24 protein-coding genes and 1 tRNA gene are annotated in these 24,431 nt (G+C 66.2%); 8 read left to right on the forward strand and 17 right to left on the reverse strand.

The window, feature by feature from the left end:
- The first annotated feature begins 24 nt into the window (after nucleotides 1–24).
- The 3 genes from ACQU6B_RS11050 to ACQU6B_RS11060 are packed head-to-tail and all read left to right on the forward strand — an operon-like array spanning nucleotide 25 to nucleotide 2,373.
- Nucleotides 25–891 carry an amino acid ABC transporter permease gene (locus ACQU6B_RS11050; RefSeq protein WP_430867603.1) on the forward strand — a complete coding sequence of 289 codons (867 nt, stop codon included), beginning with the start codon at nucleotides 25–27 and terminating at the stop codon, nucleotides 889–891.
- On the forward strand, nucleotides 888–1,622 hold the full coding sequence (locus ACQU6B_RS11055) for an amino acid ABC transporter ATP-binding protein (RefSeq protein WP_430867604.1): 735 nt from the start codon (nucleotides 888–890) through the stop codon (nucleotides 1,620–1,622). The genes ACQU6B_RS11050 and ACQU6B_RS11055 overlap by 4 nt, the downstream gene beginning before the upstream one ends.
- 37 nt (nucleotides 1,623–1,659) lie before the next feature.
- The gene (locus ACQU6B_RS11060; protein ID WP_430867605.1) at nucleotides 1,660–2,373 is read left to right on the forward strand and encodes a hypothetical protein; all 714 of its coding nucleotides are present in this window, start codon (nucleotides 1,660–1,662) and stop codon (nucleotides 2,371–2,373) included.
- A 31-nt stretch (nucleotides 2,374–2,404) separates the two neighbouring features.
- On the opposite strand, the gene pth is transcribed toward ACQU6B_RS11060, so the two are convergent.
- Together pth and ACQU6B_RS11070 are read right to left on the reverse strand one after the other, a co-directional pair.
- On the reverse strand, nucleotides 2,405–2,998 hold the full coding sequence (gene pth, locus ACQU6B_RS11065) for an aminoacyl-tRNA hydrolase (RefSeq protein ID WP_430867606.1): 594 nt from the start codon (nucleotides 2,996–2,998) through the stop codon (nucleotides 2,405–2,407).
- A gap of 73 nt (nucleotides 2,999–3,071) precedes the next feature.
- Nucleotides 3,072–3,707, reverse strand: a complete 636-nt coding sequence (locus ACQU6B_RS11070; protein ID WP_430867607.1) for a 50S ribosomal protein L25/general stress protein Ctc — start codon at nucleotides 3,705–3,707, stop codon at nucleotides 3,072–3,074.
- A gap of 183 nt (nucleotides 3,708–3,890) precedes the next feature.
- Between ACQU6B_RS11070 and ACQU6B_RS11075 the strand changes: the two genes are divergently transcribed.
- Together ACQU6B_RS11075 and ACQU6B_RS11080 are read left to right on the forward strand one after the other, a co-directional pair.
- Nucleotides 3,891–4,685, forward strand: coding sequence for a DUF1206 domain-containing protein (locus tag ACQU6B_RS11075; protein ID WP_430867608.1), 795 nt, complete (start codon nucleotides 3,891–3,893; stop codon nucleotides 4,683–4,685).
- Between the two features lie 3 nt (nucleotides 4,686–4,688).
- Nucleotides 4,689–5,417, forward strand: a complete 729-nt coding sequence (locus tag ACQU6B_RS11080; RefSeq protein ID WP_430867609.1) for a phosphatase PAP2 family protein — start codon at nucleotides 4,689–4,691, stop codon at nucleotides 5,415–5,417.
- A 78-nt stretch (nucleotides 5,418–5,495) separates the two neighbouring features.
- Here ACQU6B_RS11080 and ACQU6B_RS11085 read toward each other — a convergent pair whose 3' ends face one another.
- From ACQU6B_RS11085 to ACQU6B_RS11095, 3 genes are all read right to left on the reverse strand, one after another.
- Entirely contained in the window at nucleotides 5,496–6,476 is a 981-nt protein-coding gene (locus ACQU6B_RS11085; protein ID WP_430867610.1) for a ribose-phosphate diphosphokinase, read from the reverse strand.
- Complete coding sequence (gene glmU / locus ACQU6B_RS11090) at nucleotides 6,473–8,044, reverse strand: bifunctional UDP-N-acetylglucosamine diphosphorylase/glucosamine-1-phosphate N-acetyltransferase GlmU (protein WP_430867611.1); 1,572 nt, start codon at nucleotides 8,042–8,044, stop codon at nucleotides 6,473–6,475. Before glmU ends, ACQU6B_RS11085 begins: the two co-directional genes overlap by 4 nt.
- Nucleotides 8,045–8,156: 112 nt before the next feature.
- Nucleotides 8,157–8,228 (reverse strand) — tRNA-Gln (locus ACQU6B_RS11095).
- A gap of 96 nt (nucleotides 8,229–8,324) precedes the next feature.
- On the opposite strand from ACQU6B_RS11095, the gene ACQU6B_RS11100 reads away from it, so the two are divergent.
- Together ACQU6B_RS11100 and mscL are read left to right on the forward strand one after the other, a co-directional pair.
- A complete protein-coding gene (locus tag ACQU6B_RS11100) occupies nucleotides 8,325–8,942 on the forward strand; it encodes a TetR/AcrR family transcriptional regulator (protein ID WP_430869243.1) in 618 nt (205 codons plus the stop codon).
- 199 nt (nucleotides 8,943–9,141) lie between these two features.
- Nucleotides 9,142–9,555, forward strand: a complete 414-nt coding sequence (gene mscL / locus ACQU6B_RS11105) for a large conductance mechanosensitive channel protein MscL (protein ID WP_430867612.1) — start codon at nucleotides 9,142–9,144, stop codon at nucleotides 9,553–9,555.
- Nucleotides 9,556–9,904: 349 nt separating this feature from the next.
- On the opposite strand, the gene ACQU6B_RS11110 is transcribed toward mscL, so the two are convergent.
- The 11 genes from ACQU6B_RS11110 to rsmI form a co-directional block, all read right to left on the reverse strand.
- A complete protein-coding gene (locus ACQU6B_RS11110; protein ID WP_430867613.1) occupies nucleotides 9,905–10,834 on the reverse strand; it encodes a 4-(cytidine 5'-diphospho)-2-C-methyl-D-erythritol kinase in 930 nt (309 codons plus the stop codon).
- Nucleotides 10,831–11,706, reverse strand: a complete 876-nt coding sequence (gene rsmA, locus ACQU6B_RS11115) for a 16S rRNA (adenine(1518)-N(6)/adenine(1519)-N(6))-dimethyltransferase RsmA (protein ID WP_430867614.1) — start codon at nucleotides 11,704–11,706, stop codon at nucleotides 10,831–10,833. The genes ACQU6B_RS11110 and rsmA overlap by 4 nt, the downstream gene beginning before the upstream one ends.
- Nucleotides 11,707–11,709: 3 nt before the next feature.
- Nucleotides 11,710–12,432, reverse strand: coding sequence for a G5 domain-containing protein (locus ACQU6B_RS11120; protein WP_430867615.1), 723 nt, complete (start codon nucleotides 12,430–12,432; stop codon nucleotides 11,710–11,712).
- 229 nt (nucleotides 12,433–12,661) lie between these two features.
- On the reverse strand, nucleotides 12,662–13,513 hold the full coding sequence (locus tag ACQU6B_RS11125) for a TatD family hydrolase (protein WP_430867616.1): 852 nt from the start codon (nucleotides 13,511–13,513) through the stop codon (nucleotides 12,662–12,664).
- 40 nt (nucleotides 13,514–13,553) lie between these two features.
- Nucleotides 13,554–15,347, reverse strand: a complete 1,794-nt coding sequence (gene metG, locus ACQU6B_RS11130; protein WP_430867617.1) for a methionine--tRNA ligase — start codon at nucleotides 15,345–15,347, stop codon at nucleotides 13,554–13,556.
- A gap of 103 nt (nucleotides 15,348–15,450) precedes the next feature.
- Nucleotides 15,451–16,971, reverse strand: coding sequence for an L-arabinose isomerase (araA, locus tag ACQU6B_RS11135; protein ID WP_430867618.1), 1,521 nt, complete (start codon nucleotides 16,969–16,971; stop codon nucleotides 15,451–15,453).
- The gene (locus ACQU6B_RS11140) at nucleotides 16,968–17,690 is read right to left on the reverse strand and encodes an L-ribulose-5-phosphate 4-epimerase (RefSeq protein WP_430867619.1); all 723 of its coding nucleotides are present in this window, start codon (nucleotides 17,688–17,690) and stop codon (nucleotides 16,968–16,970) included. Before ACQU6B_RS11140 ends, araA begins: the two co-directional genes overlap by 4 nt.
- Nucleotides 17,687–19,351, reverse strand: a complete 1,665-nt coding sequence (gene araB, locus ACQU6B_RS11145) for a ribulokinase (RefSeq protein WP_430867620.1) — start codon at nucleotides 19,349–19,351, stop codon at nucleotides 17,687–17,689. The genes ACQU6B_RS11140 and araB overlap by 4 nt, the downstream gene beginning before the upstream one ends.
- Nucleotides 19,352–19,445: 94 nt before the next feature.
- Entirely contained in the window at nucleotides 19,446–20,414 is a 969-nt protein-coding gene (locus tag ACQU6B_RS11150; RefSeq protein WP_430867621.1) for a LacI family DNA-binding transcriptional regulator, read from the reverse strand.
- A 119-nt stretch (nucleotides 20,415–20,533) separates the two neighbouring features.
- Nucleotides 20,534–21,373, reverse strand: coding sequence for a M15 family metallopeptidase (locus ACQU6B_RS11155; protein WP_430867622.1), 840 nt, complete (start codon nucleotides 21,371–21,373; stop codon nucleotides 20,534–20,536).
- Complete coding sequence (rsmI, locus tag ACQU6B_RS11160; protein ID WP_430867623.1) at nucleotides 21,373–22,212, reverse strand: 16S rRNA (cytidine(1402)-2'-O)-methyltransferase; 840 nt, start codon at nucleotides 22,210–22,212, stop codon at nucleotides 21,373–21,375. The genes ACQU6B_RS11155 and rsmI overlap by 1 nt, the downstream gene beginning before the upstream one ends.
- Before the next feature lie 99 nt (nucleotides 22,213–22,311).
- Here rsmI and ACQU6B_RS11165 point away from each other — a divergent pair, with 99 nt between their 5' ends.
- On the forward strand, nucleotides 22,312–23,823 hold the full coding sequence (locus ACQU6B_RS11165; protein ID WP_430867624.1) for a dolichyl-phosphate-mannose--protein mannosyltransferase: 1,512 nt from the start codon (nucleotides 22,312–22,314) through the stop codon (nucleotides 23,821–23,823).
- A gap of 54 nt (nucleotides 23,824–23,877) precedes the next feature.
- Here ACQU6B_RS11165 and ACQU6B_RS11170 read toward each other — a convergent pair whose 3' ends face one another.
- A complete protein-coding gene (locus tag ACQU6B_RS11170; RefSeq protein ID WP_430869244.1) occupies nucleotides 23,878–24,309 on the reverse strand; it encodes an Lrp/AsnC family transcriptional regulator in 432 nt (143 codons plus the stop codon).
- Nucleotides 24,310–24,431 lie beyond the last annotated feature (122 nt).

Genomic DNA, 24,431 nt, shown 5'->3' on the forward strand with positions numbered 1-24,431 from the left:
GGCTAAAGAAGAATTGAGATAGACGTGACTGACGGAGTGCCCCGGGTGGCCTGGGCTCCCAGCGAACTCGAGCTCGCGCGGCAGAAGCACCGCCGCAAGTCCTCGGTGCGCTCCGTCATCGTCGCGCTGCTCTCCACCCTGATGTTCGCCGCGGTGGTGGCGACGGTCGTCGTCAACACCCCCGGCTGGGAGAGCGTCAAGGAGACGTTTTTCAACGTCGAGATCGCCAAGGACAGCTTCCCCGCGGTCCTCGATGGTCTGTGGCTCAACATCCGCGTGTTGTTCTTCGCCAGCATCTGCGTCGCCGTGTTCGGCACCCTGCTGGCCATGGTGCGCTCGCTGCGCGGCCCAGTGTTCTTCCCGCTGCGGGCCCTCGCCACCATCTACACCGACCTCTTCCGCGGGGTTCCCGTCCTCATTGTGCTGTTCCTGGTGGGCTTTGGAGTCCCCGCGCTGGACATCTTCCCGCGCATGCCCGCCGCCGTGTGGGGGACCGTCGCGATCGCGCTGTGCTACTCCGCGTACATCGCCGAGGTGCTGCGCGCCGGCATGGAGGCCGTCCATCCCTCGCAGCGCATCGCGGCCCGCTCGCTCGGGCTCAGCCACATGGAGACGCTGCGCGTCGTGGTAATCCCCCAGGGCCTGCGCAAGGTCATCCCCGCCCTCATGAACGACTTCGTGTCCATGCAAAAGGACGTGGGCCTGATCTCGGTGCTCGGCGCCGTGGACGCGATTCGCGCCGCCCAGATCGAGGTTGCGAGCACCTACAACTTCACCCCCTATGTGGTGGCCGCCTTGCTGTTTGTCGCACTGTCGTTCCCCTTCATCCGACTCACGGACCACATCTCCGCCCGCATGGCTAGCCGCGAACAGTCCGGAGGCACCGTATGACCGTCCTGGAGCTTCACAACGTATGGAAGCGGTTCGGCGCCGTCGAGGTGCTCAAGGGCGTCGACCTGACGCTCGAGGAGCACGACGTGGTGGTGCTGATCGGCGCCTCCGGCTCCGGCAAGTCCACGCTGCTGCGCACCATCAACCTCATCGAGCAGGTCGACGACGGCCAGGTGATCCTCAGCGGCGACGACATTACGGCGCCCCGCACCGACGTCGACAAGGCCCGCGCGCGCATCGGCGTGGTGTTCCAGCAATTCAACCTGTTCCCGCACATGACGGTCATCGACAACGTGACCCTCGCGGCCCGGCGCGTGCACAAGTGGCCCGCAGCCAAGGCCCGCGAGAAGGGCGTGGCGTTGCTCGAGAAGTTCGGGCTGGGCGAGAAGGTTGACGAGTACTCCGACCGGCTATCCGGCGGTCAGCAGCAGCGCGTGGCAATTGTCCGCGCCATCATGACCGACCCAGAACTCCTGCTGCTCGACGAGATCACCTCTGCGCTGGACCCCATGCTCGTGGGCGAGGTGCTCGACCTGGTCCGCGACCTCAAGCAGGGCGGGTCGACCATGCTCATCGCGACGCACGAGATGTCCTTCGCGCGCACCGTGGCCGACCGCGTGGTCTTCATGCACGGCGGCCGCATCCTCGAGGCGGGCACTCCGGAGAAGATCTTCACCGCACCCGAGCGTCCGGAGACGCAGGAGTTCCTCGCGCGCCTCATGCACCGCTAAGAGCGCCTACACGACTCACTTTTGCTAGCGTGGCTCTGTGATCACTTCTCGGATGCCTACCCTGGCAGCATCGGCGCTCGTCATCTTCGGACTGACTGCGTGCGGCACGAACACGCCGACCCCGACTGTGACTCCCTCCCCGGCAACCACGCCCACGGCCACCCCGACACGATCGATGATCGCGACGCCCCCGCCGACCCCCACTCCCACTCCAACGCCGACGCCGACGCCGACCCAGCCCGCGGTTGACCAAAGCGACCCCGCAACCTGGATCATCACCACGACCGGAATGGGGCCGCTCACCATCGATATGACCCCCGCGGAGGTGAGCGTGTACACCGGCGTGGACTACACGGCCGACATTGCCGACTCGGCGCTCGACTTCGGTAATGCGTGTGGCCAGTGGCATCTGGGACCCAACGAGCCACTCACCTCAATTTCCGTTCTGCTAGCGAGCCAAGGCGCAGCTGGCGTCGTGGATTTGTACTCGATCTTTCCCTTCGATGCGCCCAACGATGCCTTCCCCAGGACCGCGGAGGGCCTGGGGCTGGGATCGAGCGAGGCTGAGGTAGAGGCGGTCTTCGGCGGCACTCTTCAACGAGACGACAACGTCTACATCCCAGGCGCGGAGCGACTCTGGACAGACCAAGACGGCTATGGCATCCGGTTCGACACGGATCCCAATGGCGTGGTCACGTCGGTGAGTTCGGGCCGCCTGCCCCAATTACTGCACATCGAGGGCTGCGCCTAACGATCACGGCCCGGCGCCGCCGTGGGGCGAACTACTTAGTGTGGAAGCGCAACTGCGCGGCCTCTAGGCCCTCGATGACCGCGGCCTCGACCGCATCGGCGCCGTCGCTGATCAGCATCGGCAATTCCTTGCGCTCGGCCGTGCCGAAGGGCTTGAGGACGTAGGCCGCCGCGTCCATGCGTCCCGGGGGGCGGCCGATTCCCACGCGCACGCGCACGTAGTCCGGCGTGCCCAGCGCTTTGGTGATGTCCTTGAGACCGTTGTGGCCGCCGGATCCCCCGCCGCGCTTGAGCTTGATAGTGCCGAACGGGATGTCCAGCTCGTCGTGCACCACGACCACGGCCGTCGGCTCGATCGACAGGTACTTCGCGAGCGCGCTCACCGGGCCGCCGGAGACGTTCATGTAGGACGAGGGGGTGGCGACGGTCGCGGACACCCCGGCGGGCCCGACGCCGCCGATGCGAACCTGAGCCACACGCGCGTTCACCTTACGGTTGGCAGACAGCGAGCCGCCTGCGCGGCGCGCGAGCTCTGCGACGACCATCTGGCCGATGTTGTGGCGGGTCTCGGCATACTCGGGGCCGGGGTTGCCCAGGCCGATCACTAGCGCGCTCATGTCACTCATCCTCGACTATCGCTGGGGGAAAGCGCAACGCCCGCCACCGAGGGTGACGGGCGTTGCGATATACGGATTGTGACTACGCGTCGGCCTCTGCTGCTGCTGCTTCGGCAGCGGATGCGGCAACTGCCTCAGCGGCAACTGCGGCATCGGCGGCCTCATCGTCAGCGGCGGAGCGCGGAACGGTGATCGCGACGATGAGCTGGTCGGCGTCGCCCGCGAGCTCGCTGCCCTTGGGAAGCGCGATCTCGCCTGCGGTGATCTTGGCGCCATCCTCGAGGCCCTCGATCGAGACCGTGACGGAGTCGGGCAGGTGCGTGGCCTCGGCCAGAATCGACAGCGAGGAGATCTCGAGCACGTGGATGGTGCCGGGGTAGGACTCACCCTCGAGGTGCACGGAAACGTCAACCGTGATCTTCTCGCCCTTGCGGACCAGGAGCAGGTCGATGTGCTCGATGATCTGCTGTACGGGGTCGCGCTGGACGTCCTTAGCGATCGCGAGAACCGGCTCTTCGCCCTCAACGGTGATGGTGAGGAGTGCGTTCTGGTGCTTGAGCGCCATCATGGTCTGGTGACCCGGCAGCAGCACGTGCGCGGGGGCTCCGCCGTGGCCGTAGAGGACTGCGGGGATCTTGCCGGCTGCGCGTGCGCGACGGGCAAAGCCCTTGCCGAACTGGGTGCGGGACTCCGCGGCAAGCTTTAGCTTGTCAGACATATTGATTCTCCTGGTTGCGTCAGATGGTGGCCCGGGCGAGACAGGGGCCACTTAAGCATCTGCCGCGTCGATAACGCCAAACCGCATGGGCCCAGCCTCGCCGAGGAACTGGATAAGTCTACCCATATTTATTTCCTCGGCAATACGTGCAAGAAGTGTGCCGCGCGGGTAATGTCTGGAAACATGACATCAACACACAGTTCGCAAGCGCGCAGCGGCGCTACCGGCGACGCTTGGGAGAAGGCGGCCCGCGCGGGCTACTTCGTCTCCGGAGTCCTGCACATCATTCTTGGCTTCATCGTCGCCAAGATCGGTTTCGGTTCGGGCGGCGAGGCCGACCAAAGTTCTGCACTGAGCAGTATTAGCGACGCCCCTCTTGGGAACATCCTCCTGTGGGTGGCGGCCGTCGCCTTTGTCGCGCTAGGCGCGTGGCAACTGGCCGATGCGCTGCACAGCAGCAACGAGGCCAAGGACCGCGCGAAGTCCGCGGGGAAGGCCGTACTCTACGCGGCCCTCGCCTTCACGACCGTCTCCATCGCGATGGGCTCGGGTGACTCCAACGGGGACTCCCAGTCCGAGGGTTTCGCGAGCACGCTCATGGGCGCCCCCGCGGGTCGCTTCCTGGTGGGCGCGGTGGGAATCGGGATCGTGGCGGGCGCCGTTTACCACGTGTACAAGGGCGTGACCAAGAAGTTCCTCGAGGACCTCAAGAGCACCGGTGGCCGCGAGGTGTCGAAGGCCGTGCGCACGTTGGGCACAGTAGGTTACGTCGCCAAGGGCGTGGCACTCGGCGTGGTCGGAGTGCTGTTCACCTACGCGGCCATCACGGCCGACCCCGACAAGGCCAAGGGGCTTGACGGTGCGGTCGAGACGCTCCTCAAGGCTCCCGGCGGCCCGGTCCTAGTCGTGCTCGTCGGCATCGGCTTCGCGGCGTACGGCCTGTACTCCTTCGCCCGCGCCCGATACGCGAGGATGTAGGTCGTGCTCGGTTCAGGACCAGGCACAGTCGCGCCCTCCCGCTCTGACGTAGGTCACGGACTCCTCAAGCGGGTGCTGGTGCCAGCAGTAGTCCTGTGGGTGGCGGTCGCCGGTATCGGCTATCTACTCGTCGACGTCCTCCAGGTCGACGAACACCAGGTGAGCCAGGCGTTCGTCGACGTGCGGACCGACCAATGGGACTCGATTACCTCGTTCATCTCATCGATGGGCAACACCCAAGTCCTGATGGCGACGTGCGCGCTGATTGTCCTCTTCATCTGGTGGCAATCACGGCAGTGGTGGTACGCGATCGTGCCCGCCATCGCGCTGTCGGTGCAGGTGAGCGTGTTCCTCACTACGTCGCTGATCGTGGGTCGGGAGCGCCCCGACGTTGAGCAGCTGGACCACGCCGCACCAACGTCGAGCTTCCCCAGCGGTCACACGGGCGCGACCACGAGCGTGTACCTGGCGGTGGCGCTGTGTGCGACGCGGATTCAGAACACGTGGCTGCGAGTCAGCATCCAGGTACTGTGCGTCCTGGTAGCCCTAGGGGTCGCGCTATCCCGGGTGTATCGCGGAATGCACCACCCGACGGACGTGATCGCAGGTCTACTCATTGGCTTGACGTGCGCAGTCATCGCCTGGAACTGGCTTCCGAGCCGGCAGCCGGTGAGCAACGCGACCGCCCCCGAGCGTCCCGCGAGCGAGCCTCAGGTTGCCGCGGATCGCTAGATTGGCCGCCGCCACTACTCCACGAGACTGAGAAGCCCCCGACTGCCGTAAGGCGGTCGGGGGCTTCTCAGTTAAAGACTAGACGTTCCCCTGGAACAGGCTCGTGACCGAGCCGTCGTCGAAGACTTCGCGTACGGCGCGCGCAACGAGCGGAGCGATCGACAGCACGGTGAGCTTGTCGAACTGCTTATCGTCGCTGATCGGCAACGTGTCCGTGACGACTACCTCGGAGATGCCGGAATCCCGCAGTCGCGCCACCGCCGGTCCGGAAAGAAGCCCGTGCGTCGACGCCACGATGACATCCTTGGCCCCGTTCTCGAACAGCGCCTCCGCGGCCTGAACGATGGTGCCGCCGGTGTCGATCATGTCGTCAACCAACACGCAGGTGCGGCCCTTGACCTCACCAACGAGTTCGTGGACCTTGACCTGGTTGGGGACGGAGGGGTCGCGACGCTTGTGAATGATCGCGAGCGGCGCACCCAGGTAGTCCGACCACTGGTCAGCGAGCCTGACGCGGCCAGCATCGGGCGACACGATAGTGAGATTATCGGAGGCGACGCGCGTGCGGACGTACTGCGCGAGCAGCGGCATTGCCCACAGGTGGTCGACGGGGCCGTCGAAGAAGCCCTGGATCTGAGAGGTGTGCAGGTCGACGGACATAATGCGGTCCGCGCCGGCGGTCTTGAATAGGTCGGCCATCAGGCGCGCAGAGATTGGCTCGCGTCCCTTGTGCTTCTTGTCCTGACGCGCGTAGCCGTAGCACGGCATGATCACGGTGATCGCCTTGGCGGATGCACGCTTCATGGCGTCGACCATGATGAGCTGCTCCATGATCGACTCGTTGATCGGCGCCGCGTGCGACTGCAGCACGAAGCAGTCTGCCCCGCGCACGCTTTCGCCGAAGCGCACGTACAGCTCGCCGTTAGCGAAGGTGTAGGCGGTGGTGGGAAGAAGTTCGATGTCCAGGTGCTCGGCGACAGACGTGGCGAGGTCGGGGTGTGCCCGGCCTCCGGCGAGGACTAGACGTCGCTCCCTCGAGTTCGAGATCGCAGCGGTCATTCTTCTCCCTTATTGTCGGCGGCCGCAGAGGCCCGCTCCTCCTGTGCTCCCGACGATAACCCGTCGAGAGGCCCATCTGTCTCTGCTGCCCGTGCGGCGGCTTCGGCCGATGATGATCCGGGCCTGCGTCGCTGGACCCAGCCCTCGATGTTCTGCTGAGGTGAACTGTTGATCGCCAGTGCCCCCGCGGGGACATCGTGACGAATTGTGGTGCCAGCGCCCGAGTAAGCCCCGTCACCGATGGTGAGGGGCGCGATAAGCGTGTTGTCCGAGCCTATGCGCACGTGATTGCCCACGTGTGCGTGATGCTTGTTGACGCCGTCGTAGTTCACGAAGATTGTCGCGGCGCCGATGTTGGTGCCCTCGCCCACCGTCGCGTCGCCCACGTAGCTCAGGTGGGGAACCTTGGAACCCGCGCCGATCTTCGCGTTCTTGGTCTCGACGAACGCGCCGATCTTTCCGTCTACACCGAGCTCTGTGCCCGGGCGCAGGTACGAGAAAGGGCCGACGACTGCTCCGGCGGCGATGACCGCCAGCGAGCCGTGTGAGCGGAGAACCGTCGCGCCGGCGCCAACCTCGACGTCGGTCAAAGTGGTGTCGGGCCCAACGACTGCTCCAGTGGCGACTGTGGTGGCGCCCTTGAGTTGCGTGCCCGGAAGAATGGTGACATCCGCCGACAGCGCCACGTCGGAATCGATCCAGGTGGTGGCCGGATCCTGGATGGTGACGCCCTCGCGCATCCAGCCCTCGACGATGCGCCGGTTGAGAGCGGAGGCCGCGGCCGCGAGGTGGACTCGGTCGTTGACGCCCTCCACCGCTGAAGCATCGGGCGCGATCATCGCCCCCACGCGTCCGCCGTCCTCGCGCGCAATCGCGATCACGTCGGTGAGGTACATCTCGCCCTGCGAATTGTCCGTGCCGACGCGCGCCAGCGACGCTCGCAACGCGGCCGCATCGAAAATATAGATGCCCGAGTTAATTTCGTCGATCCCGCGTTCCGCCGGATTCGCGTCCTTGTGCTCCACGATCGCAAGCACTTCACCGGTCGAGTCATCGCGGACGATGCGCCCGTAGCCCGTGGGGTCACCCACTCGGGCGGTCAGGACGGATACCGCGTTTCCCGCGGTGTTGTGCGCGTCCACAAAACTGCCCAGCAGCTCGCCGTCCACGAGCGGGACGTCGCCCGAGGTGACGACGATCGCGCCATCGATCTGAGTGTCGAGAACGGAGTTGTTGCCTGCTCCGCCGTTGGCTACCTGGGCGGCTATCGCCGTGGCGTCGAGTGCACTGATCCCGCAGAAGACAGCGCGGCCGGTTCCGGGAACGTCGTCCTGGTCGGCCAGTAGAACGTGAGGTGCGATCTGGGCGACGTGCGCAGCGACCCGCTCACGGTCGTGGCGAACAACCACCACCGTGCGTCCGGGTTCAAGTGCTGCGGCCGCGACTAGCGCGTGTTGCAGAAGGCTGCGCCCCGAGATCTCATGCAAGACCTTGGGTGTGGCGGACTTCATGCGAGTACCGGCGCCTGCCGCCAAAATCATGACGGCTGCGGGTTTCGCGTGGCTCACCAGGTCCCCTGTCTCCACCCCGCGTGGGGCATCGGATTCGATTGACTCCACTGTACCTGCCGCGACGAGGCACCGAATGCTGATCGGGGCACGCCAAGGCGATAAATGGGGGTTCCGCCCACAGGATTCGAACCTGTACCGCAAGGCTCCAAAGGCCTGCATGCTGCCGTTACACTAGGGCGGACCGAGGGTGTTCGAGACCTCGCTGCGTACATTCTGCCAGGATTCACGGCACACTATGAACGTGAGCACCGAACCCAAGAAGAGTCCCCGCGCCCGAATGACGGCGAGCGCTCGCCGTGAGCAATTGGTGATTGTGGCCCGGTCGTTGTTCGCAGAAAAGGGCTTCGACGGCACGTCCGTCGAGGAGATCGCGTTGCGCGCGGACGTCTCCAAGCCAGTGGTCTATGAGCACTTTGGCGGCAAAGAGGGCATCTACGCGGTGATTGTTGACCGCGAGGTGGCCGCGCTCACCGGGGCGCTCACCCGGTCGCTCGTGAACCGCGAGCACCCCAAACAACACGTCGAGAGCGCCACCATCGCCCTGCTGACCTACATCGAGGACAGCCCCGACGGCTTCCGCATCCTGGTTCGCGACTCTCCAGTTGCGCAGGCGACCGGCACCTTTTCCTCGCTGATTGGCGACGTCGCCACCCAGGTAGAGGGGCTTCTGGCCGGACAGTTCGTGAAGCGTGGCCTCGACCCTGGAGTCGCGCCCATTTATTCGCAGATGCTCGTGGGGATGGTGGCGCTCACAGGCCAGCACTGGTCCGAGGTGCGCCAGCCCTCCAAGCATGAGGTCGCCGCTCACATCGTGAACCTCGCCTGGAACGGGCTATCTAACTTCGAGCAGGCCCCCACTTTGGCGAAGCCGCCCGCGGACCCTGACGGCGCCTAGCCCACCCGCGTTGGCCACGACGGCTAGCCCAACCCCGCTGCCGTGTGCTGACCGTGCTCGGTCGCTCTCGCCACGCCCACCACCCGGCTCCCCGCTTCAGAAGCCCCTCGCCCTGCGCGCCAACATTCGCTAACCTCGCACGTGGGAGTTGACGAGCCAAGCCGATGGCGCGTCCCTAAAACCTCAAGGAGACATCACCGTGATCAAGGGCTTCAAAGAATTCATCATGCGCGGAAACGTGGTCGATCTCGCGGTCGCGGTCGTCATTGGCGCGGCGTTCAGCTCGGTCATCACGTCGCTCGTCGACAACGTCATCAATCCGATCATCGCAGCGATCTTCGGCCAGCCCGACATGTCGAACATGCTGGTGTGGACGCTCAACGACGCGGGAACAGTGGACGTCGCGGATGACGCGGTCCTCAGCTTTGGCGCCTTCCTGACCACGATCCTCAACTTCCTCATCATCGCGTTCGCGATCTACTTCCTCATCGTCGTTCCGATGAACGCCATTGCCGCGCGCCGCAAGGCCAAGGAGGAGCCGGTCGCTGAGGACGGCCCCACCGAGGTCGAGATCCTCATCGAGATTCGCGACTCCCTCAAAAAGCAGAGCTAGCCCCACCGGCGCAGCCTGAGGCCTCCTGGACCCCTGGACCCCTGGACCCCTGGACCCCACCACACACCGCCGGTCTCCTGTGGGTCCGATTCAGCACGATTCTCAAGGTCGCTGCGCCCAGTGGGTCCGATTCAGCACGATTCTCAGGGTCGCTGCGCCCAGTTGGTCCGATTCAGCACGCACCCGCGATGCACGTGAGATCCCGCAGATCTCCGTCTCAGCATCGCCCGCGTGCAGAATCAGACCCGCTGGGCGCGCTGAGTGCCAGAAACGTGCGAAATCGGACCAATAGCGCGAAACTAGCGGAGCTGCGGAGCTGCGGAGCTGCGGAGCACAACACTCCAGCGGGCTAGTTCAGGACTACTGCACCTGGCGCCGGGCCGCTCACGGTGAAAACAGCGTCGGACTCCCCTACCGCTGACAGATGCGCCGCTATGGCCAGCGCGTGCTGGCGCGATCGGCCCAGCGCGGCCACGGTCGGACCGGATCCGGAGACCATGGCCCCCAGCGCCTCAGCCTCGTGGGCGAGGTCGAGCGTCCTTTTCAGGTGCGGCGCCAGCGCCAGCGCGGGACCCTGCAGGTCGTTCTGCAGGGAGGCACCGAGCGCGTGCGCGTCCCCCGCCATCAGGGCGCTCATGATCGCGTTCGACAGATGCGGGTCCTTGGCGGTGCGCTCCCCCGCCTCGACCTGGCGGTCAAACTCCGCGTAGACCGCGGGCGTACTCAGCCCGTGTCCCTGAGTCGCGAATACCCAGTGAAATTCGCCGTGCGTCATCGCGGGGGAGAGTTCATCGCCTCGCCCAAGCCCCACGGCGGTGTGACCGTGCAGGGCGAAGGGCACGTCGGAACCCAGTCCAGCCGCGAGTTCGTCGAGCTCGTCGCGGGTTGCGCCCACATTCCAGGCCTCCGCGCATGCCAGCAACGTAGCCGCAGCATCCGCGCTCCCGCCGGCCATTCCGCCGGCCACCGGCACGCCCTTGACCACGCGCAAATCCACGCCGTCGGTGATCCCGTACCTGGCTGCCACCGCGCGCGCGGCCCTCATCGCGAGGTTAGTCTCGTCGAGAGGCACGGCGCCAGGCGCGGCCTTGACAGTTGGCAGCATCGTCATCTCGAGCGTGAAGCGGTCATCCGCGCGCGGCGTGGCCGTCACCGTCTCGTAGAGGTCCACCGCCTGGAAGACGGTCGCGAGCGGGTGATACCCATCGTCCCGCCTGGGGCCAACAGAAAGTTGAAGGTTAAGTTTGCCCGGCGCGCGGACCGTCACTTCTCGCGTCATGACTCAAGAGTGGCAGATCCCGATGACGCACGTCGGCTCAACTCCTCGGCGATGCGGACAAAGTCCCCGATGCCGAGCGCCTCGCCGCGAGTCAATGGCTCGATCCCGAGCGCAATCAGAACTTCCTCTGCGGTCGCGTTGGATCCGGCGAGGTCCGCCAGCGATCCGCGCAACCCCTTGCGCCGATGCGCGAAGGCGGCGTCGATCACGGCGAACACCTGTTCACGGCTCACGCCGGTCTGGGGCACCTCGCGCCTGTGCATCAGCACCAGCGCGCTGTCCACGCGCGGGACGGGCCAGAACACCGCCCGCCCAACGTTGCCTGCGCGGCGCACGGAGCAGTACCACGCGGCCTTTGCCGACGGGATGCCGTACGTGCGCGAGCCGGGAGGTGCCGCCAGGCGATCCGCCACCTCGGACTGCACCATCACCAGGATGCGCTCGAGCGAAGAGAACGTCTCGAGGAAGTGCAGGATGACGGGCACTGAAACGTTGTACGGCAGGTTCGCGACCAGCGCGGTGGGGGGCTCGGGCAGCGACTGAACCTTCATCGCGTCCGCACCAATCACCGTGAGATTGCCAGCGAATTCGGGCGCCCGCTCGGCGACCGTCTGCGCGAGCGCGCCCGCGAGGATGGGATCGATCTCGATCGCCGTGACGCGCGCCCCGGTCTCGAGCAGCGCAAGCGTCAGGGAGCCGAGCCCCGGCCCCACCTCGACGACGTGGTCGTCCGCGGTCACGCCCGCAATGCGGACGATGCGTCGCACCGTGCCGGCGTCGACCACAAAGTTCTGACCCCACTTCTTAGTGGGAGCCGTATCGAGCGACTCGGCGAGGTTTCGTATATCTGTGGGGCCGAGCAAGTCGGCCACTGGCTAGTACCAGCCCTTGGACTGAAAAGCGGACCATGCGCCGCAGGGGGTGCCGTAGCGCCCCTTGACGTAGGAGAGTCCCCACTTGATCTGCGTCGCGGGGTTGGTCGCCCAGTCGGCGCCGAACGTGGCCATCTTGGAGCCCGGCAGCGCCTGCGGAATGCCGTGCGCGCCAGAGGATGAGTTGTGTGCGCTAGCGCTCCAGCCGGATTCGCGGGTCCACAGTGCGTTGAGGCACTCCCACTGGTCGCCCGACCAGCCGTGGATGCTTGCGGCAAGGGACTTGCCGATCGTGCGCGTCGAGCCGGCCATGGTGGTCGTGGGGATCACGGGGGCGGTGCGCGTGCCTACGGCCACTACCTCGTCGGTGGGCTCGTCCACGAGCACACGAAGAGACTCGTCTCGGTCAACCTCGACGCCGTCCACCGTCTTCACGGTGTAGCTGACAACCTCGCTGCCGTCGACGCCGGCGGTCACTACCTTCTCAGTGCCCTTCATCTCTGACGAGTCGTCCTTCTCGACCGAGTCATACGCAATCTCGTTCTCGACGGTCTCGGTGGTGACCTCGATCTCGGAGTCCGACGCAGCTACGGGGCTGACCACCGCGGCCAGATCCAGGGAAGCGGCCGACGCATCGTAGGAGCTGTTGAGCGTGCTGGCACCCGCGGACGCGAACGAACCAACCGCGAAGGCGACGACCGCAGTGGTGCCAACAATCTGGCGCACGGTGCGATTTCGCGTCGTGGTGCGCTGGCGGCGTTCACGGCGTCCCCCTGGAACAGGGTGCGTGCGTCGGTAGCTCAAGCGAGTCCTCTCGTGGTGTCCTGACGGACACAGGGCAGGTGTGCGCTCACAATTTCCGCGCACACATCAGCATCTTTTATCTCATATTCATAACGGTCGGCGCCAGCCGAGATTCCTCGAGGTGACCAATCGCACACGGATTATCGGCAGATTACCAGGGACCATAAAGCGAATTGGAGGTATCTGACACACTTTCGCACGCAGTCTCCAGCGTCACACCTGTCACATCCGCGATGGTTTGCATCGTGACGGGGATCAGGTAGGGCGAGTTCGGTGCGCCCCGGTACGGGTGCGGCGTGAGGAACGGCGCGTCCGTCTCCACCAGCACCCGGCTCAGCGGGGTCACGGAGAGCGCCGCGCGCAGGCCGTGGGAGTTCTTGAACGTCACCGTCCCCGCGAAGCTCAGGTAGTAGCCGCGGTCAGCGCATAGTCGCGCCATCCCGGCGTCGCCGCTGAAGCAGTGGAAGACGGTCATCTCCGGAGCGCCATCGCGCTCGAGCACGTCGATGACGTCCCCGTGCGCATCGCGATCGTGGATCTGCAGCGGCTTGTTTAGCTCCTTGGCCAGCGCGATGTGGTCGCGGAAGGACCGCACCTGCGCCTCGTGACCCTCGGGACCGGTGCGGAAGTAGTCAAGCCCCGTCTCCCCGATGACGCGGATGCGCTCGCCCCTGGCAAGCGCGGCGATCTCCGCGAACGCGTCCTCGTAACTCAGGCCGGTCGCGTGCTCGCCGGCGGAGTGGGCGGGCGCCTCGTTCGGGTGGATCGCCACCCCACCAAGCATGGCCGGGTACTCTTCCACGGCCGATGCCGTCCAACGCGCCGACGCAATGTCGCACCCGATCTGCACCACCCGGTCGACGCCCACCTGAGCCGCATCGGCCAGCTGGCGCTCGACGGAGCGCGGCTCGTCGCCCACCGGCCACTCGAGGTGACAGTGGTTGTCCGCCACCGGCGAGGGCAGCGCCTCGGGCGCCGGTGGCCACTCACCCTTGCGGGTCACTGGCTCGGCTCCCTCACACTGCTCACGTTCATCCGCAGGTTCAGCTGTCCGAGTTCATTCGTTCAAGCTCGGTCTCGACGATGTCGTCGTCCAGCTTGGTGAAGATCGGGCTGGGCGCGGGCACCGCGGTTCCCGGCACCACCTGGTTGCGCGACCACAGGCCGGCCTGACCCGAGTAGTCGCCCTGGATGACCGGGTACTGACGGTCGGGCAGGTCGAGGTCCTGCACCTCGTTAATCTTCGGCATCGGCGAGAAGACTCCGGTACCGCCGAGCGCCTCGTGAACCTTCTGCGCGCTGTGCGGCATGAAGGGCGACAGCATCGTGTTGGCGTCGGAGATCAGCTGAGCCGCCACGCCGAGCACGGTCTTCATGCGCTCGGGGTCCGCGTTCTTGAGCTTCCACGGCTCGGTCTCGGCCAGGTAGCGGTTCGCGTCGCCCACGACGCGCATGGCCTCGTTGATGCCGGCGCGCTGGCGGTGAGTGCGGACCAGCGATCCGACGGACTCGAAGGCCGCGTGCGACGCATCGAGGGCGGCACGGTCCACATCCTGCAGGTCAGCAAGCGCGGGAATCTCGCCCACGTTCTTGTTCAGTAGCGACGCGGTGCGGTTGACCAGGTTGCCCCAGCCCGCGACCAACTCGTCGTTGGTGCGGCGCTTGAACTCCGACCACGTGAAGTCGGCGTCGGAGGTCTCGGGACCCGCCGTCGCGATGAAGTAGCGCAGCGCATCGGGCTGGTACCTGGCGAGCATGTCGCGCACGTAGATGACGTGACCGCGCGACGAGGAGAACTTGGCTGACTCCATGGTGAGGAACTCGCTCGAGACCACCTCGGTGGGCAGCTGCAGGTCGCCGAACTCGCTGAGCTTGCCTCCCTTGGAGCCGCGACCGTTGGCCGCGAGCAGCTCGCCAGGCCAGATCTGCGAGTGGAAGGTGATGTTGTCCTTGCCCATGAAGTAGTACGACTCCGCCTTGGGGTCGTTCCACCACTTGCGCCACGCCTCCGGGTCGCCCTCGCGGCGCGCCCATTCGATGGACGCGGACAGGTAGCCGATGACGGCGTCGAACCAGACGTACAGGCGCTTGCTGGGGTTGTCCTCCCAGCCAGCCAGGGGCACGGGGATGCCCCAGTCGATGTCGCGCGTCATGGCCCGCGGGCGCATGTCGGCGAGCAGGTTGCGCGAGAAGTTCATGACGTTGGGGCGCCAGCCCTGGCGGGCTCCCAGCCACTCGGACAGCGAGTCGGCCAGCGCGGGCAGGTCGAGGAAGAAGTGCTCCGTCTCCACGAACTTGGGCGTCTCGCCGTTGATCTTGCTGTGCGGGTTCTTGAGGTCGATCGCGTCGAGCTGGTTGCCGCAGTTGTCGCACTGGTCGCCGCGAGCGCCGTCGTCGCCGCAGATGGGGCACGTTCCCTCGATATAGCGGTCCGGCAGCGTGCGTCCCGTGGAGGGCGAGATGGCGCCGCGGGTGGTCTGCTCGACCATATAGCCGTTCGCGTTCACGGCCTTGAACATCGCCTGGGCCACGGCGTAGTGGTTGCCGGTGGTGGTGCGGGTGAAGAGGTCGTAGCTCAGACCGAGCGACGTGAGGTCTTCGACGATCACGCGGTTGTAGCGGTCGGCGAGCTCGATGGGGCTGACGCCCTCCTGATCAGCCTGGACCAGAATCGGCGTGCCGTGCTCGTCGGTGCCGGAAACCATCAGCACGTCGTTGCCTGCCATGCGCATGTAGCGGGAGAAAACGTCCGAGGGAACGCCGAAACCGGCCACGTGGCCGATGTGTCGGGGTCCGTTGGCATACGGCCAGGCAACAGCAGAGAGGATGTGTGACATGCGGCTCATTCTACTGACCTGCTACTACCGGGTTGGTGCCGTGGGGCTCAGTCCCACGGCACCCGGCCTCCCGCAGGGGGCGCCCTCACCGGCAGAAGTACGACTAGAACCCTTGATTCAGGCGGTAGTACGCAGCATTCCACTTCATTTCACGCTCAAATTCTACGAGCGTCGTGCCCTCGTCGATGGTGAGCATCTCCACCCCAGTCATCTGGGCGAAGTCTTGGTACACCGCGACGTCGAGCTGGTTCGACATTACGGTGTGATGCGCCGCTCCCGCTGCCAGCCACGCGGATGTGGCCGTACGGAAGTCCGGCGACGCCTTCCACACCGCGTGCCCAACCGGGAGGTTCGGCATCGGCGCGGGCAGCGGCACGTTCTCGACGACGTTGGCCACCATGCGGAAGCGTTCGCGCATGTCGCTCAGCGCGACGACCACCGCGGGACCGGGATCCGCGGTGAAGACCAGGCGTACCGGGTCCTCCTTGCCGCCGATGCCGAGCGGGTGGACCTCGAGGCTGGGCTTGGCGGTGGTGAGCGACGGGCTGACCTCGAGCATGTGTGCCCCCAGGCTCAGTTCCTGACCGGGCACCAGGTGGTAGGTGTAGTCCTCCATGAGGCTCGCACCGCCGGGCAGTCCCGCGCCCATCACGGCGGACAGTCGCACCAGAATGGCCGTCTTCCAGTCACCCTCCGCGCCAAAGCCGTAGCCGTCGGCCATGAGTCGCTGGACCGCGAGCCCGGGGAGCTGGCGCAGATCACCCAGGTCCTCAAAGCTGGTGGTGAAGCCGTGGAAGCCGCCCTCCTCGAGGAACGACCGCAGCCCCATCTCCACAGCCGCGCCGTAGCGCAACGACTCGTGGCGCTCGGCGCCCGGGAGGAGTTCCGCCGCGACGTCGTACAGCTCGACGTACTCGGCGACCAGGGCGTCGATGTCTGCGTCCGATGCGGCATGGACGGCCGCGGCGAGTTCGTTGACTCCCCACGTGTTGATCTCAGCGCCAAAGACGATCTCGGCCTCGGTCTTGTCTCCCTCAGTGACGGCCACATAACGCATGTTGTCGCCGAATCGGGCCAGTTTGAGGCTCTTCGACGCCGCGCGACCGGCGGCCGCACGCGTCCACGTTCCGATGCGCTTGGTGACCTCGGGGTCGGACACGTGGCCAACCACCGTGGTGCGGGCGACCCCCATGCGGGCCTCGATGTACCCGAACTCGCGGTCGCCGTGCGCCGCCTGGTTGAGGTTCATGAAGTCGAAGTCGATGGTGTCCCACGGCAACTCGACGTTGGCCTGCGTGTGGAAGTGCAGCAGCGGCTTCTGGAGCGCGTCGAGCCCGGTGATCCACATCTTCGCGGGGCTGAACGTGTGCATCCAGGTGATGACGCCGATGACGTTCTTGGCCGCATTGGCCTCGAGCATGACGTCCAGGATCGCGTCGCGCCCGGTAAGGACCGGCTTCCACACGACCGTCACTGGCACATCCGAGGACGCCTGAAGCTTGGCGGCCACGTCTTGTGACTGCGCGGCCACTTGACGCAGGGTCTCCTCGCCGTAGAGCGTCTGGCTGCCGGTGAGGAGCCACACCTCGTAGGTGGCGAGGTCGGGAACGATGCTGGTGCTCACTTGATGTCTCCTTGTGGTGCTTGTCCGTACACATTTTGATAGCGGTCGAAGAGGGAATCGATCGCGGACTGCTCGATGGGGATCAGGTCGCCGCCCTGCTTGGCGATGTGGACGGTGCGCGCGACGTCCTCGCACATGACGGCAGCCTTGACGGCGTCCTTCGCGTCCTTGCCGATGGTGAAGACGCCGTGGTTCTGCATGAGTACCGCGCGCGAACGATGCCCGTCCAAGGTCGCGACGATGCCGCGGCCGATGGACTCGTCGCCGATGATCGCGAAGGGCCCCACGGGGATATCCCCGCCGAACTCGTCGGCCATGCCCGTAATCACGCACGGGATCGCCTCGCCGCGGGCGGCCCAGGCCGTCGCGTACGTGGAGTGGGTGTGAACCACGCCGCCGACGTGCGCCATGTGGCGGTAGACGTAGGCGTGCGCCGCCGTGTCGCTCGACGGGTGGCGCTCGGAGCCGTCCGAGCCCTCTATTACCGCGCCGTCGAGGTCGCACAGGACCATGTTGTCCGGCGTGAGGTCGTCGTAGACGACCCCGCTGGGCTTGATGACGAAGAGGTCGAAGCCGGGGACGCGGCCGCTGACGTTGCCGCCGGTCCACGTGATGAGCTCGTTCTTCACCAACTCGTTGTGGAGGTCCGCGACCTGCCTGCGGACGGAGACGATGGCCTCCGTCGCGCCGTTGGGTGCTACTCCGTTGGGGCTGGTCATGACAGCACTTCCCTTCGGCGGTTCTTGAGGCGGCGCATCACGTCGTTCGCTCCGCGCCCAAAGTAGTCGTGTAACTGGCTATATTCGGCGTAGAGCTCGTCGTAGGCGTCGGCGGCCGCCTCATTGGGCGTGTACGCGCCCTTGATGACCTTGCCCATCACCTCTGCGGCCGAGCGGATGTCCGGGTACGCGCCGGCGGCGACCGCGGCGTGTATCGCTGAGCCCAGCGCGGGCCCCTGGTCTGAGTCGATGATCGAGATGGGCATGCGCAGCACGTCGCAATACGTCTGCATGAGCAGCGGGTTCTTGAGCAGCCCCCCTGCGACCACGAACTCGGTCACTGGCACGCCGGCCTTGGTGAAGGTCTCGACGATGGTGCGGGCGCCAAAGGCGGTGCCCTCCAGCAGCGCGCGGTAGACCTGTTCGGGCCGGGTGGCAAGCGTCAGGCCCACGATGGTGCCGCTGAGCTCGGTGTTGACGAGCACCGACCGGTTGCCGTTATGCCAGTCGAGCGCGACCAGCCCGTGGGCGCCTACAGGCTCCTCGTACGCAAGGTCAGTGAGGTACTGGTGAACTGACTTGCCAGCCAGCGCCGCGGCATCGTGCGACGCCTGCGGCACCTGGTTCTTGACGTACCAGGCGAAGATGTCGCCCACCCCGGACTGTCCGGCCTCGTAGCCGAACAGACCGTCGACGATCCCGCCGTCCACGACGCCGCACATGCCCGGCACCTCGGCGAGGTGGTCGCCGTTCATGACGTGGCACGTGCTGGTGCCCATGATCGCGAGCATCTGGCCCGGCTCCGTGGCCTTCGCCGCGGGGGCGGTCACGTGCGCGTCGATGTTTCCGACCGCGACGTGAATGCCCTCGGGCAGCCCCGTCCACTCGGCGGCCTGGGCCGTCAGCGTGCCGGCCGATGCGCCGAGCGCGCCGATGGTATGTGCCACCTTGTCGGTGGCAAAGTCGGCGAAGTCAGGGTTGAGCGCCGCAAGGAACTCGCGGCTGGGCATCTCGCCGTCCTGCAGGATCCCCTTGTAACCGGCGGTGCAGGCATTGCGAACGTACTCGCCGCACAGCTGCCACACGATCCAGTCCGCGGCCTCCACCCAGTGATCCATGCGGTGATACAGCTCGGGGTCCTCCTCGAGCAACTGCAGGCCCTTGGCGAACTCCCACTCGCTGGAGATGAATCCCCCGTAGCGCGCGAGCCACTTCTCGCCGCGCTGGGCCGCGAGCTCATTGATGCGGTTCGCCTGGCCCTGTCCGGCGTGGTGCTTCCACAACTTGATATAAGCGTGAGGGCGGTCCGCGTACTCGGCCAGCTCGTTGAGTGGAGTGCCGTCAGCGATCACCGGCATGGGAGTGGAGGCGGTGAAGTCCGTCGCGATGCCGATCACGTCCGCCGGGTCGATCCCCGACGCCTTGACGGCCGCGGGCACCGCCGCCTGGAGCACCTCGCGGTAGTCCTGCGGCACCTGCAGGGCCCACTCGGGCGGCAGCGCGGCGCCGGTCGCGGCCAGAGTCGTGTCCATCACGGCGTGCGGGTATTCGTGCACCGCGCTCGCGAGTTCGGCCCCATCGGCGACGCGCACTACTAGCGCTCGCCCCGAGAGGGTTCCGTAGTCGACACCGATCACATATTTGTGATGTTCAACGGTCATTCTCGGCCTCCTTGCCGGTCGTATCCAAAGTCTAGATTAACGTTAACATACCGAGTCGTGGAGGATCCGACTCCAGCCGACCTGGCTCGAAAGACTAAGCGCGGGCCACGGACTCGCGCACCACGAGCCACGGGGTGAAGGGGCCGCGCTCGGGCGCCTCTTCCCCCTTGAGCTGCGCCAGAATCAGCTCCACGGCTCGCTGTCCCACGCCCTCGAAGTCCTGGTGAATCGTAGTGAGCGGCGGCAGGCTGTGCGCAGACTCGGGGATGTCGTCGAAGCCCACCACAGATATGTCCTGGGGCACCCGTCGCCCCGCGTCGCTGAGCGCGTGGATCAGCCCCAACGCCATCTGGTCGTTCGAGCAGAACACCGCCGTGGCGTCGGGATCCACCCGCGACCCGCATTCATAGCCGGAGTCGGCTCCCCAGTCACCCTCGAGGGTCTCGAAGTCGGCGAGCCCGTGAGCCTGAACCGCCTCGTCGAAGGCGACCCGGCGCAGTTGCGCCTCGAAGTAACTCGACGGGCCGGAGAGGTGCTGGATGCGGCGGTGCCCCATTGACCGGAGGTAGTCGATGGCCGCTCGCACCCCGTCGGCCTGGCTAATCGGCACCGCGTGGCCCCCGTCGTAGCCACCGGTCTGCAACGTAATGATCGGGACGTCGGATTTGAGCGAGTCGAGCTGCTGGAGCACCGTGTCGTGCGGGGCGACCACGACGAGCGCCTCGATCGAGCGATCCCGCAGGAACTCGAGCGCCGCCGCGATCGACTCCGATTCAGACAAGGCACTCGTCACCAGCGGGAAGTAGCCCGACTCGCGCGTGGCCCGCTCGACGGCCTGCACTGAGGACATCGTTCCGAAGTTAGGCTCCCCCGGCGTCAGTACGCCGATGGAGTGGGTGCGGCCGGTGACGAGCGCTCGGGCGGCCATGTTGCGGTGATAGCCGAGTTCCTCGATCGCCGCGAGGACGCGGTCACGAGTCTCGGGGCGCAGGTTCGTGGAGCCGTTGATCACCCGTGAAACTGTCTGGTGAGACACCCCAGCGAGCGCGGCGACGTCGTGCATGCTCGGGCCTCTACGCGTCCCGGCCACAGTGCCTCCTCGTTTAAGTACCCGGCAACGTCGTCGTGCCGCGAGTCATACTTTACCGCGCCTGTGAACGCTCACCTAGCAGAATAATGGGGTTAGTACTTGGGTGCTGGGGGCAGATCGAAGAACTCCTCCAGCGTCTCTACACCCTGCTCCCGCATCTCGGTCGCGAGGTCGACGCCGACGTAGCGCACGTGCCAAGGCTCGTACTTGTATCCGGTGATCTCGCTGGATCCTTCCGGGTAGCGAACGATGAATCCGTAATCCGCCCCGTGCTCAGCGACCCAACTACCGGCGTCTGAGGACCCAAAGCACACCTTCAGTCTGCACGCCTCGGTGTCGTATAGGTCCGCGGACCAACCCGTCTGATGCTCCGAGAAGCCGGGCCGCGCGGAGAACTGATCCGCCTGCTCAGTGCCGTTCTCGCTGGCGTAGTGGTCGTAGATCTCACCCTGGCGACCGTAGTCCCGGTACGCGTTGGACACCCTGAAACCCGAGCCCCGCGCCGTCGCGGCGTCCGACATATCCGACAGCGCATCGGCCGCCTCTCTGCGCATCGTCCCGCCATCGGTAAAGACGACGCCGGGGACCGAGACCAGGTCGTCGGGCACGTAAGACTCGGGCTCGAGCGGGCGCGCCTTGTTGACGACAACCCACGGGGAGTCGGCGTCGTCCAGCGAGTACCGCTCAGTGTTGAAGCCGCTCGATGGCAGTTCGTCCGGCTCCCGGGGCGCGACCACCGGGGCGCTCACTTCGGGGATAGCGCTCGCGGCGGCGTCGGCGGCATCGGCGATCGGAGACGGCTGCGCGTCGCCTGCCATGACCACCGAGGCCGCTTTCCCGACCGCGAGGCCCAGCGCGACTCCGAGCGCGATGGTGACCGCGACCGTCGTCCACGCGCGCCGCCCGTAAGCGCGATGTTTCTCGCGGCGCACTAGCTTTCCTTACGGGCCTCGAGCACCGCCGCGTACAACTCACGTCGTGGCACGCCGGCGACTCCGGCGAGGTCGGCGACCGCATCCTTGGCCCGTTCCCCCGCCGCGACCCTGGCCAGCACCTCGCGGACCAGGTCGGGCATTGACGGCTGCTCAGCCGGCCTGCCCGCCACCGTGATGACAATCTCGCCGCGCGGATCGTTCTCGCTCGCCCACTGAGCCAGCTCGGCGAGCGCCCCGCGCTTGGTCTCCTCGTACGTCTTGGTGAGTTCCCGCGAAACCGCGGCGCGGCGCTGTGGCCCGAAGGCGTCCGCCATGGCCGCGAGGGTCGCGTCGAGTCTGTGAGGGGCCTCGAAGAACACCATCGTGCGCGCCTCGCTCGCGAGTGCCGCCAGCGCACTCGCCCGCTCGCCCGCCTTGCGGGAGGGGAAACCCTCGAAGGTAAACCGATCAGTGGGCAGCCCAGACAGCGCAAGCGCAGTCAGCACGGCGCTCGGCCCAGGCGCGACGGTCACCTCGACTCCCGCCACGGCCGCGGCCTCGACGACGCGAAAGCCCGGATCCGAGACGGACGGCATCCCGGCATCGGACACGAGAAGGACCGTCTTGCCCGCGAGCGCCTCCGCGACCAACAGCCCTGCCTTATCCCGTTCGTTGTGGTCGTGCACGGCGATCACTTGCGCCGTAATGTTCAGCCCCAGGCGCGCGGCTAGATCGCGCAAGCGCCGCGTGTCCTCCGCGGCGATCAGGTCTGCGCTCTCCAGCAAATCGCACAGTCGCGCGGAGGCGTCCGCGACGTTGCCGATTGGCGTCGCCGCCAGCACGATGCGTCCAGTCATGGGCTAAGCGTGGCACACCGTTTAGTGCGTCCTTGGCGACGCGCACCAACTAGGCTCCTGTTTGTGCCCCTGATGACCGACTCGCGCTACACCGCGCTGATGACTTTTGTTTGGCGTTGGCGCGTCGCCCTCATGGCGAGCTCGGTCGGCATTATTGCCTCGATGTTGCGGTTCACGGCGCTCGGCTGGCCCAAGGCGCTGGTGTTCGACGAAGTCTTCTACGTGCGCGGCGGATTCTCGCTCGCGACGCTCGGCTACGAGGGCAACTGGACGGGCGAGAATGACGCCTTCGCCCAGGGCGACCTCTCCGGCCTGGAGGCCGAGGGCGACTTCGTGGTGCACCCCATGGTCGGAAAACTGTTCATAGCGCTCGGCATCCAAATCTTTGGCAACAACCCCTTCGGCTGGCGCGTCATGGGGGCGCTGCTGGGCGTGATCATGTGCGTGATGCTTGCCTTTATCGCTCGCCACCTCTTGCGCTCCACGCTGTGGGGCATGATCGCCGGCCTCTTCCTGGCCGTGGACGGTCAGGGAATCGTGCTGGCGCGCACCGGACTTCTGGACATCTACCTCGCCTTCTTTGCCGTGGCAGGGTTTGGCGCGCTCCTGGTCGACAGGCACGTCACTCGAAGAAAGTTGGCAGAGCGCGCGGCCGATGCCCGTGCGGCGGCGCATCTCGCGCCGGGTGCGAAGCTTCCCGGCATGGGTCCCGGCCTAGGAATTCGATGGTGGCGCTGGGTCGCGATTCTTATGTTCGCCATGGCGGGATCCGTCAAGTGGTCCGGGTTCTACTTCGCCGCGGCGTTCCTTCTGCTCTCCGTGGCTTGGGACCTGCTTGACCGACGGTCGGCCGGGGTCCAGCGGTGGGCGTGGGGCGGCCTGCTGCGCGCGGTCCCAGCCGGGCTGCTGGCAATAGCCTCGACCCTCGTGGTGTACACCGCGACATGGTTCCCGTGGTTCATGTCGAACGACTCCTACGGCCGCCACTGGGCGCAGGCGAACCCCGGCAAGGGGACCACCTGGCTCCCGGATTCACTCAACTCGCTCGTGCACTATCACCTGCAAATGTGGAAGTTCCACGAGAACCTCACCACCGAGCACACCTACATGTCGAACCCCTGGTTCTGGCCGCTGCAGTGGCGCCCCACCGCGTTCTTCTTTGAGAACGCGCCCGACGCGGCCTGCGGCGCGGAACGATGCGTCAGCGCGGTTCACGCGCTGGGCAACCCGCTGATCTGGTGGGCGGGGTCCATCGCGCTCGGCTACGCGATCTACCGGATGATCCGCCACCGCGACATGCTCGCTCTCACGGTTTCTCTGGGCGCCTTCGCGGCTTGGCTTCCCTGGCTGCCGTACGCGTACCGCACCATCTTCACGTTCTACACGATCGCGATGGCGCCGTTCCTGGTGCTGACATTGATCTGGGCGCTCAAAAACGTCGCCCAGCCGGACAGGCTTAGGGGCGGGTGGTCGCGCGGCGGCACCATCGTCGCGCTGTCGTTCGTGGGGGCGGTGCTGGTGATCTCCGGCTTCTTCGCGCCCCTGTGGCTCGGAACGCCAATCCCGTTCGCATATTGGCAGGCGCACATGTGGCTGCCGAGCTGGGTGTAGCCCACCACGTCATCTCCGGGCAGTGCGAGTCGCACCGCAACCTGACTGCTCTAGCTACCGGCGCTCGATGAGTCGGGACAACACGATCGCACTGCGCGTGGAGTCCACCTGCGGCGCGAGCCGCACCTTCTCGAGCGCAACCTCCAGGCTCGCGGTGTCACGCGCACGAATCCTGACCACAGCATCGGCCGCGCCGGTGACTGTCCACGCCTCGACGACGTCGGGCAGCGCGGACATGATCCGCGTCAGTTCCAGCGGGGCGACGTTGCCTCGGCAGAAGAGTTCGACGTACGCCTCGGTGCCGCGCCCGTCGAGTTCTGGGTCAATCAGCACCGTAAAGCCCCTAATAATCCCGCTACTGACCATGCGGTCAACGCGACGCTTCACCGCGGAGGCCGACAGCCCGACGCGGGTCCCCATCTCCGCGTAGCTGGCCCGGCCGTCCTCGCGGAGGGCCTCCAGGATGCTGCCGTCCAGATCGTCGATCGCCATTTCACGGCCGTCCTTGTCGATGGATTCGTGTCGAGTTGCGCCTGATTCTTCCATTGATCGTGACATAGTTGCATGATTCTTGCGCGATAAGCGCGTAAAACGCACCGAAAAGCAGA

Source organism: Demequina aurantiaca (assembly GCF_050598105.1).
Taxonomy (GTDB): domain Bacteria; phylum Actinomycetota; class Actinomycetes; order Actinomycetales; family Demequinaceae; genus Demequina; species Demequina aurantiaca_A.

What these genes read in the sequence shown, in the direction of transcription:
- rsmI (WP_430867623.1), bottom strand. Translation starts at nt 22,212, where the DNA reads ATGACTGGACGCATCGTGCTGGCGGCGACGCCAATCGGCAACGTCGCG.
- ACQU6B_RS11070 (WP_430867607.1), bottom strand. Translation starts at nt 3,707, where the DNA reads ATGTCTGACAAGCTAAAGCTTGCCGCGGAGTCCCGCACCCAGTTCGGC.
- ACQU6B_RS11075 (WP_430867608.1), top strand. Translation starts at nt 3,891, where the DNA reads ATGACATCAACACACAGTTCGCAAGCGCGCAGCGGCGCTACCGGCGAC.
- ACQU6B_RS11085 (WP_430867610.1), bottom strand. Translation starts at nt 6,476, where the DNA reads ATGACCGCTGCGATCTCGAACTCGAGGGAGCGACGTCTAGTCCTCGCC.
- araB (WP_430867620.1), bottom strand. Translation starts at nt 19,351, where the DNA reads ATGACCGTTGAACATCACAAATATGTGATCGGTGTCGACTACGGAACC.
- ACQU6B_RS11165 (WP_430867624.1), top strand. Translation starts at nt 22,312, where the DNA reads ATGACTTTTGTTTGGCGTTGGCGCGTCGCCCTCATGGCGAGCTCGGTC.
- metG (WP_430867617.1), bottom strand. Translation starts at nt 15,347, where the DNA reads ATGTCACACATCCTCTCTGCTGTTGCCTGGCCGTATGCCAACGGACCC.
- ACQU6B_RS11110 (WP_430867613.1), bottom strand. Translation starts at nt 10,834, where the DNA reads ATGACGCGAGAAGTGACGGTCCGCGCGCCGGGCAAACTTAACCTTCAA.
- ACQU6B_RS11140 (WP_430867619.1), bottom strand. Translation starts at nt 17,690, where the DNA reads ATGACCAGCCCCAACGGAGTAGCACCCAACGGCGCGACGGAGGCCATC.
- ACQU6B_RS11055 (WP_430867604.1), top strand. Translation starts at nt 888, where the DNA reads ATGACCGTCCTGGAGCTTCACAACGTATGGAAGCGGTTCGGCGCCGTC.
- ACQU6B_RS11150 (WP_430867621.1), bottom strand. Translation starts at nt 20,414, where the DNA reads ATGCACGACGTCGCCGCGCTCGCTGGGGTGTCTCACCAGACAGTTTCA.
- pth (WP_430867606.1), bottom strand. Translation starts at nt 2,998, where the DNA reads ATGAGTGACATGAGCGCGCTAGTGATCGGCCTGGGCAACCCCGGCCCC.
- ACQU6B_RS11100 (WP_430869243.1), top strand. Translation starts at nt 8,325, where the DNA reads ATGACGGCGAGCGCTCGCCGTGAGCAATTGGTGATTGTGGCCCGGTCG.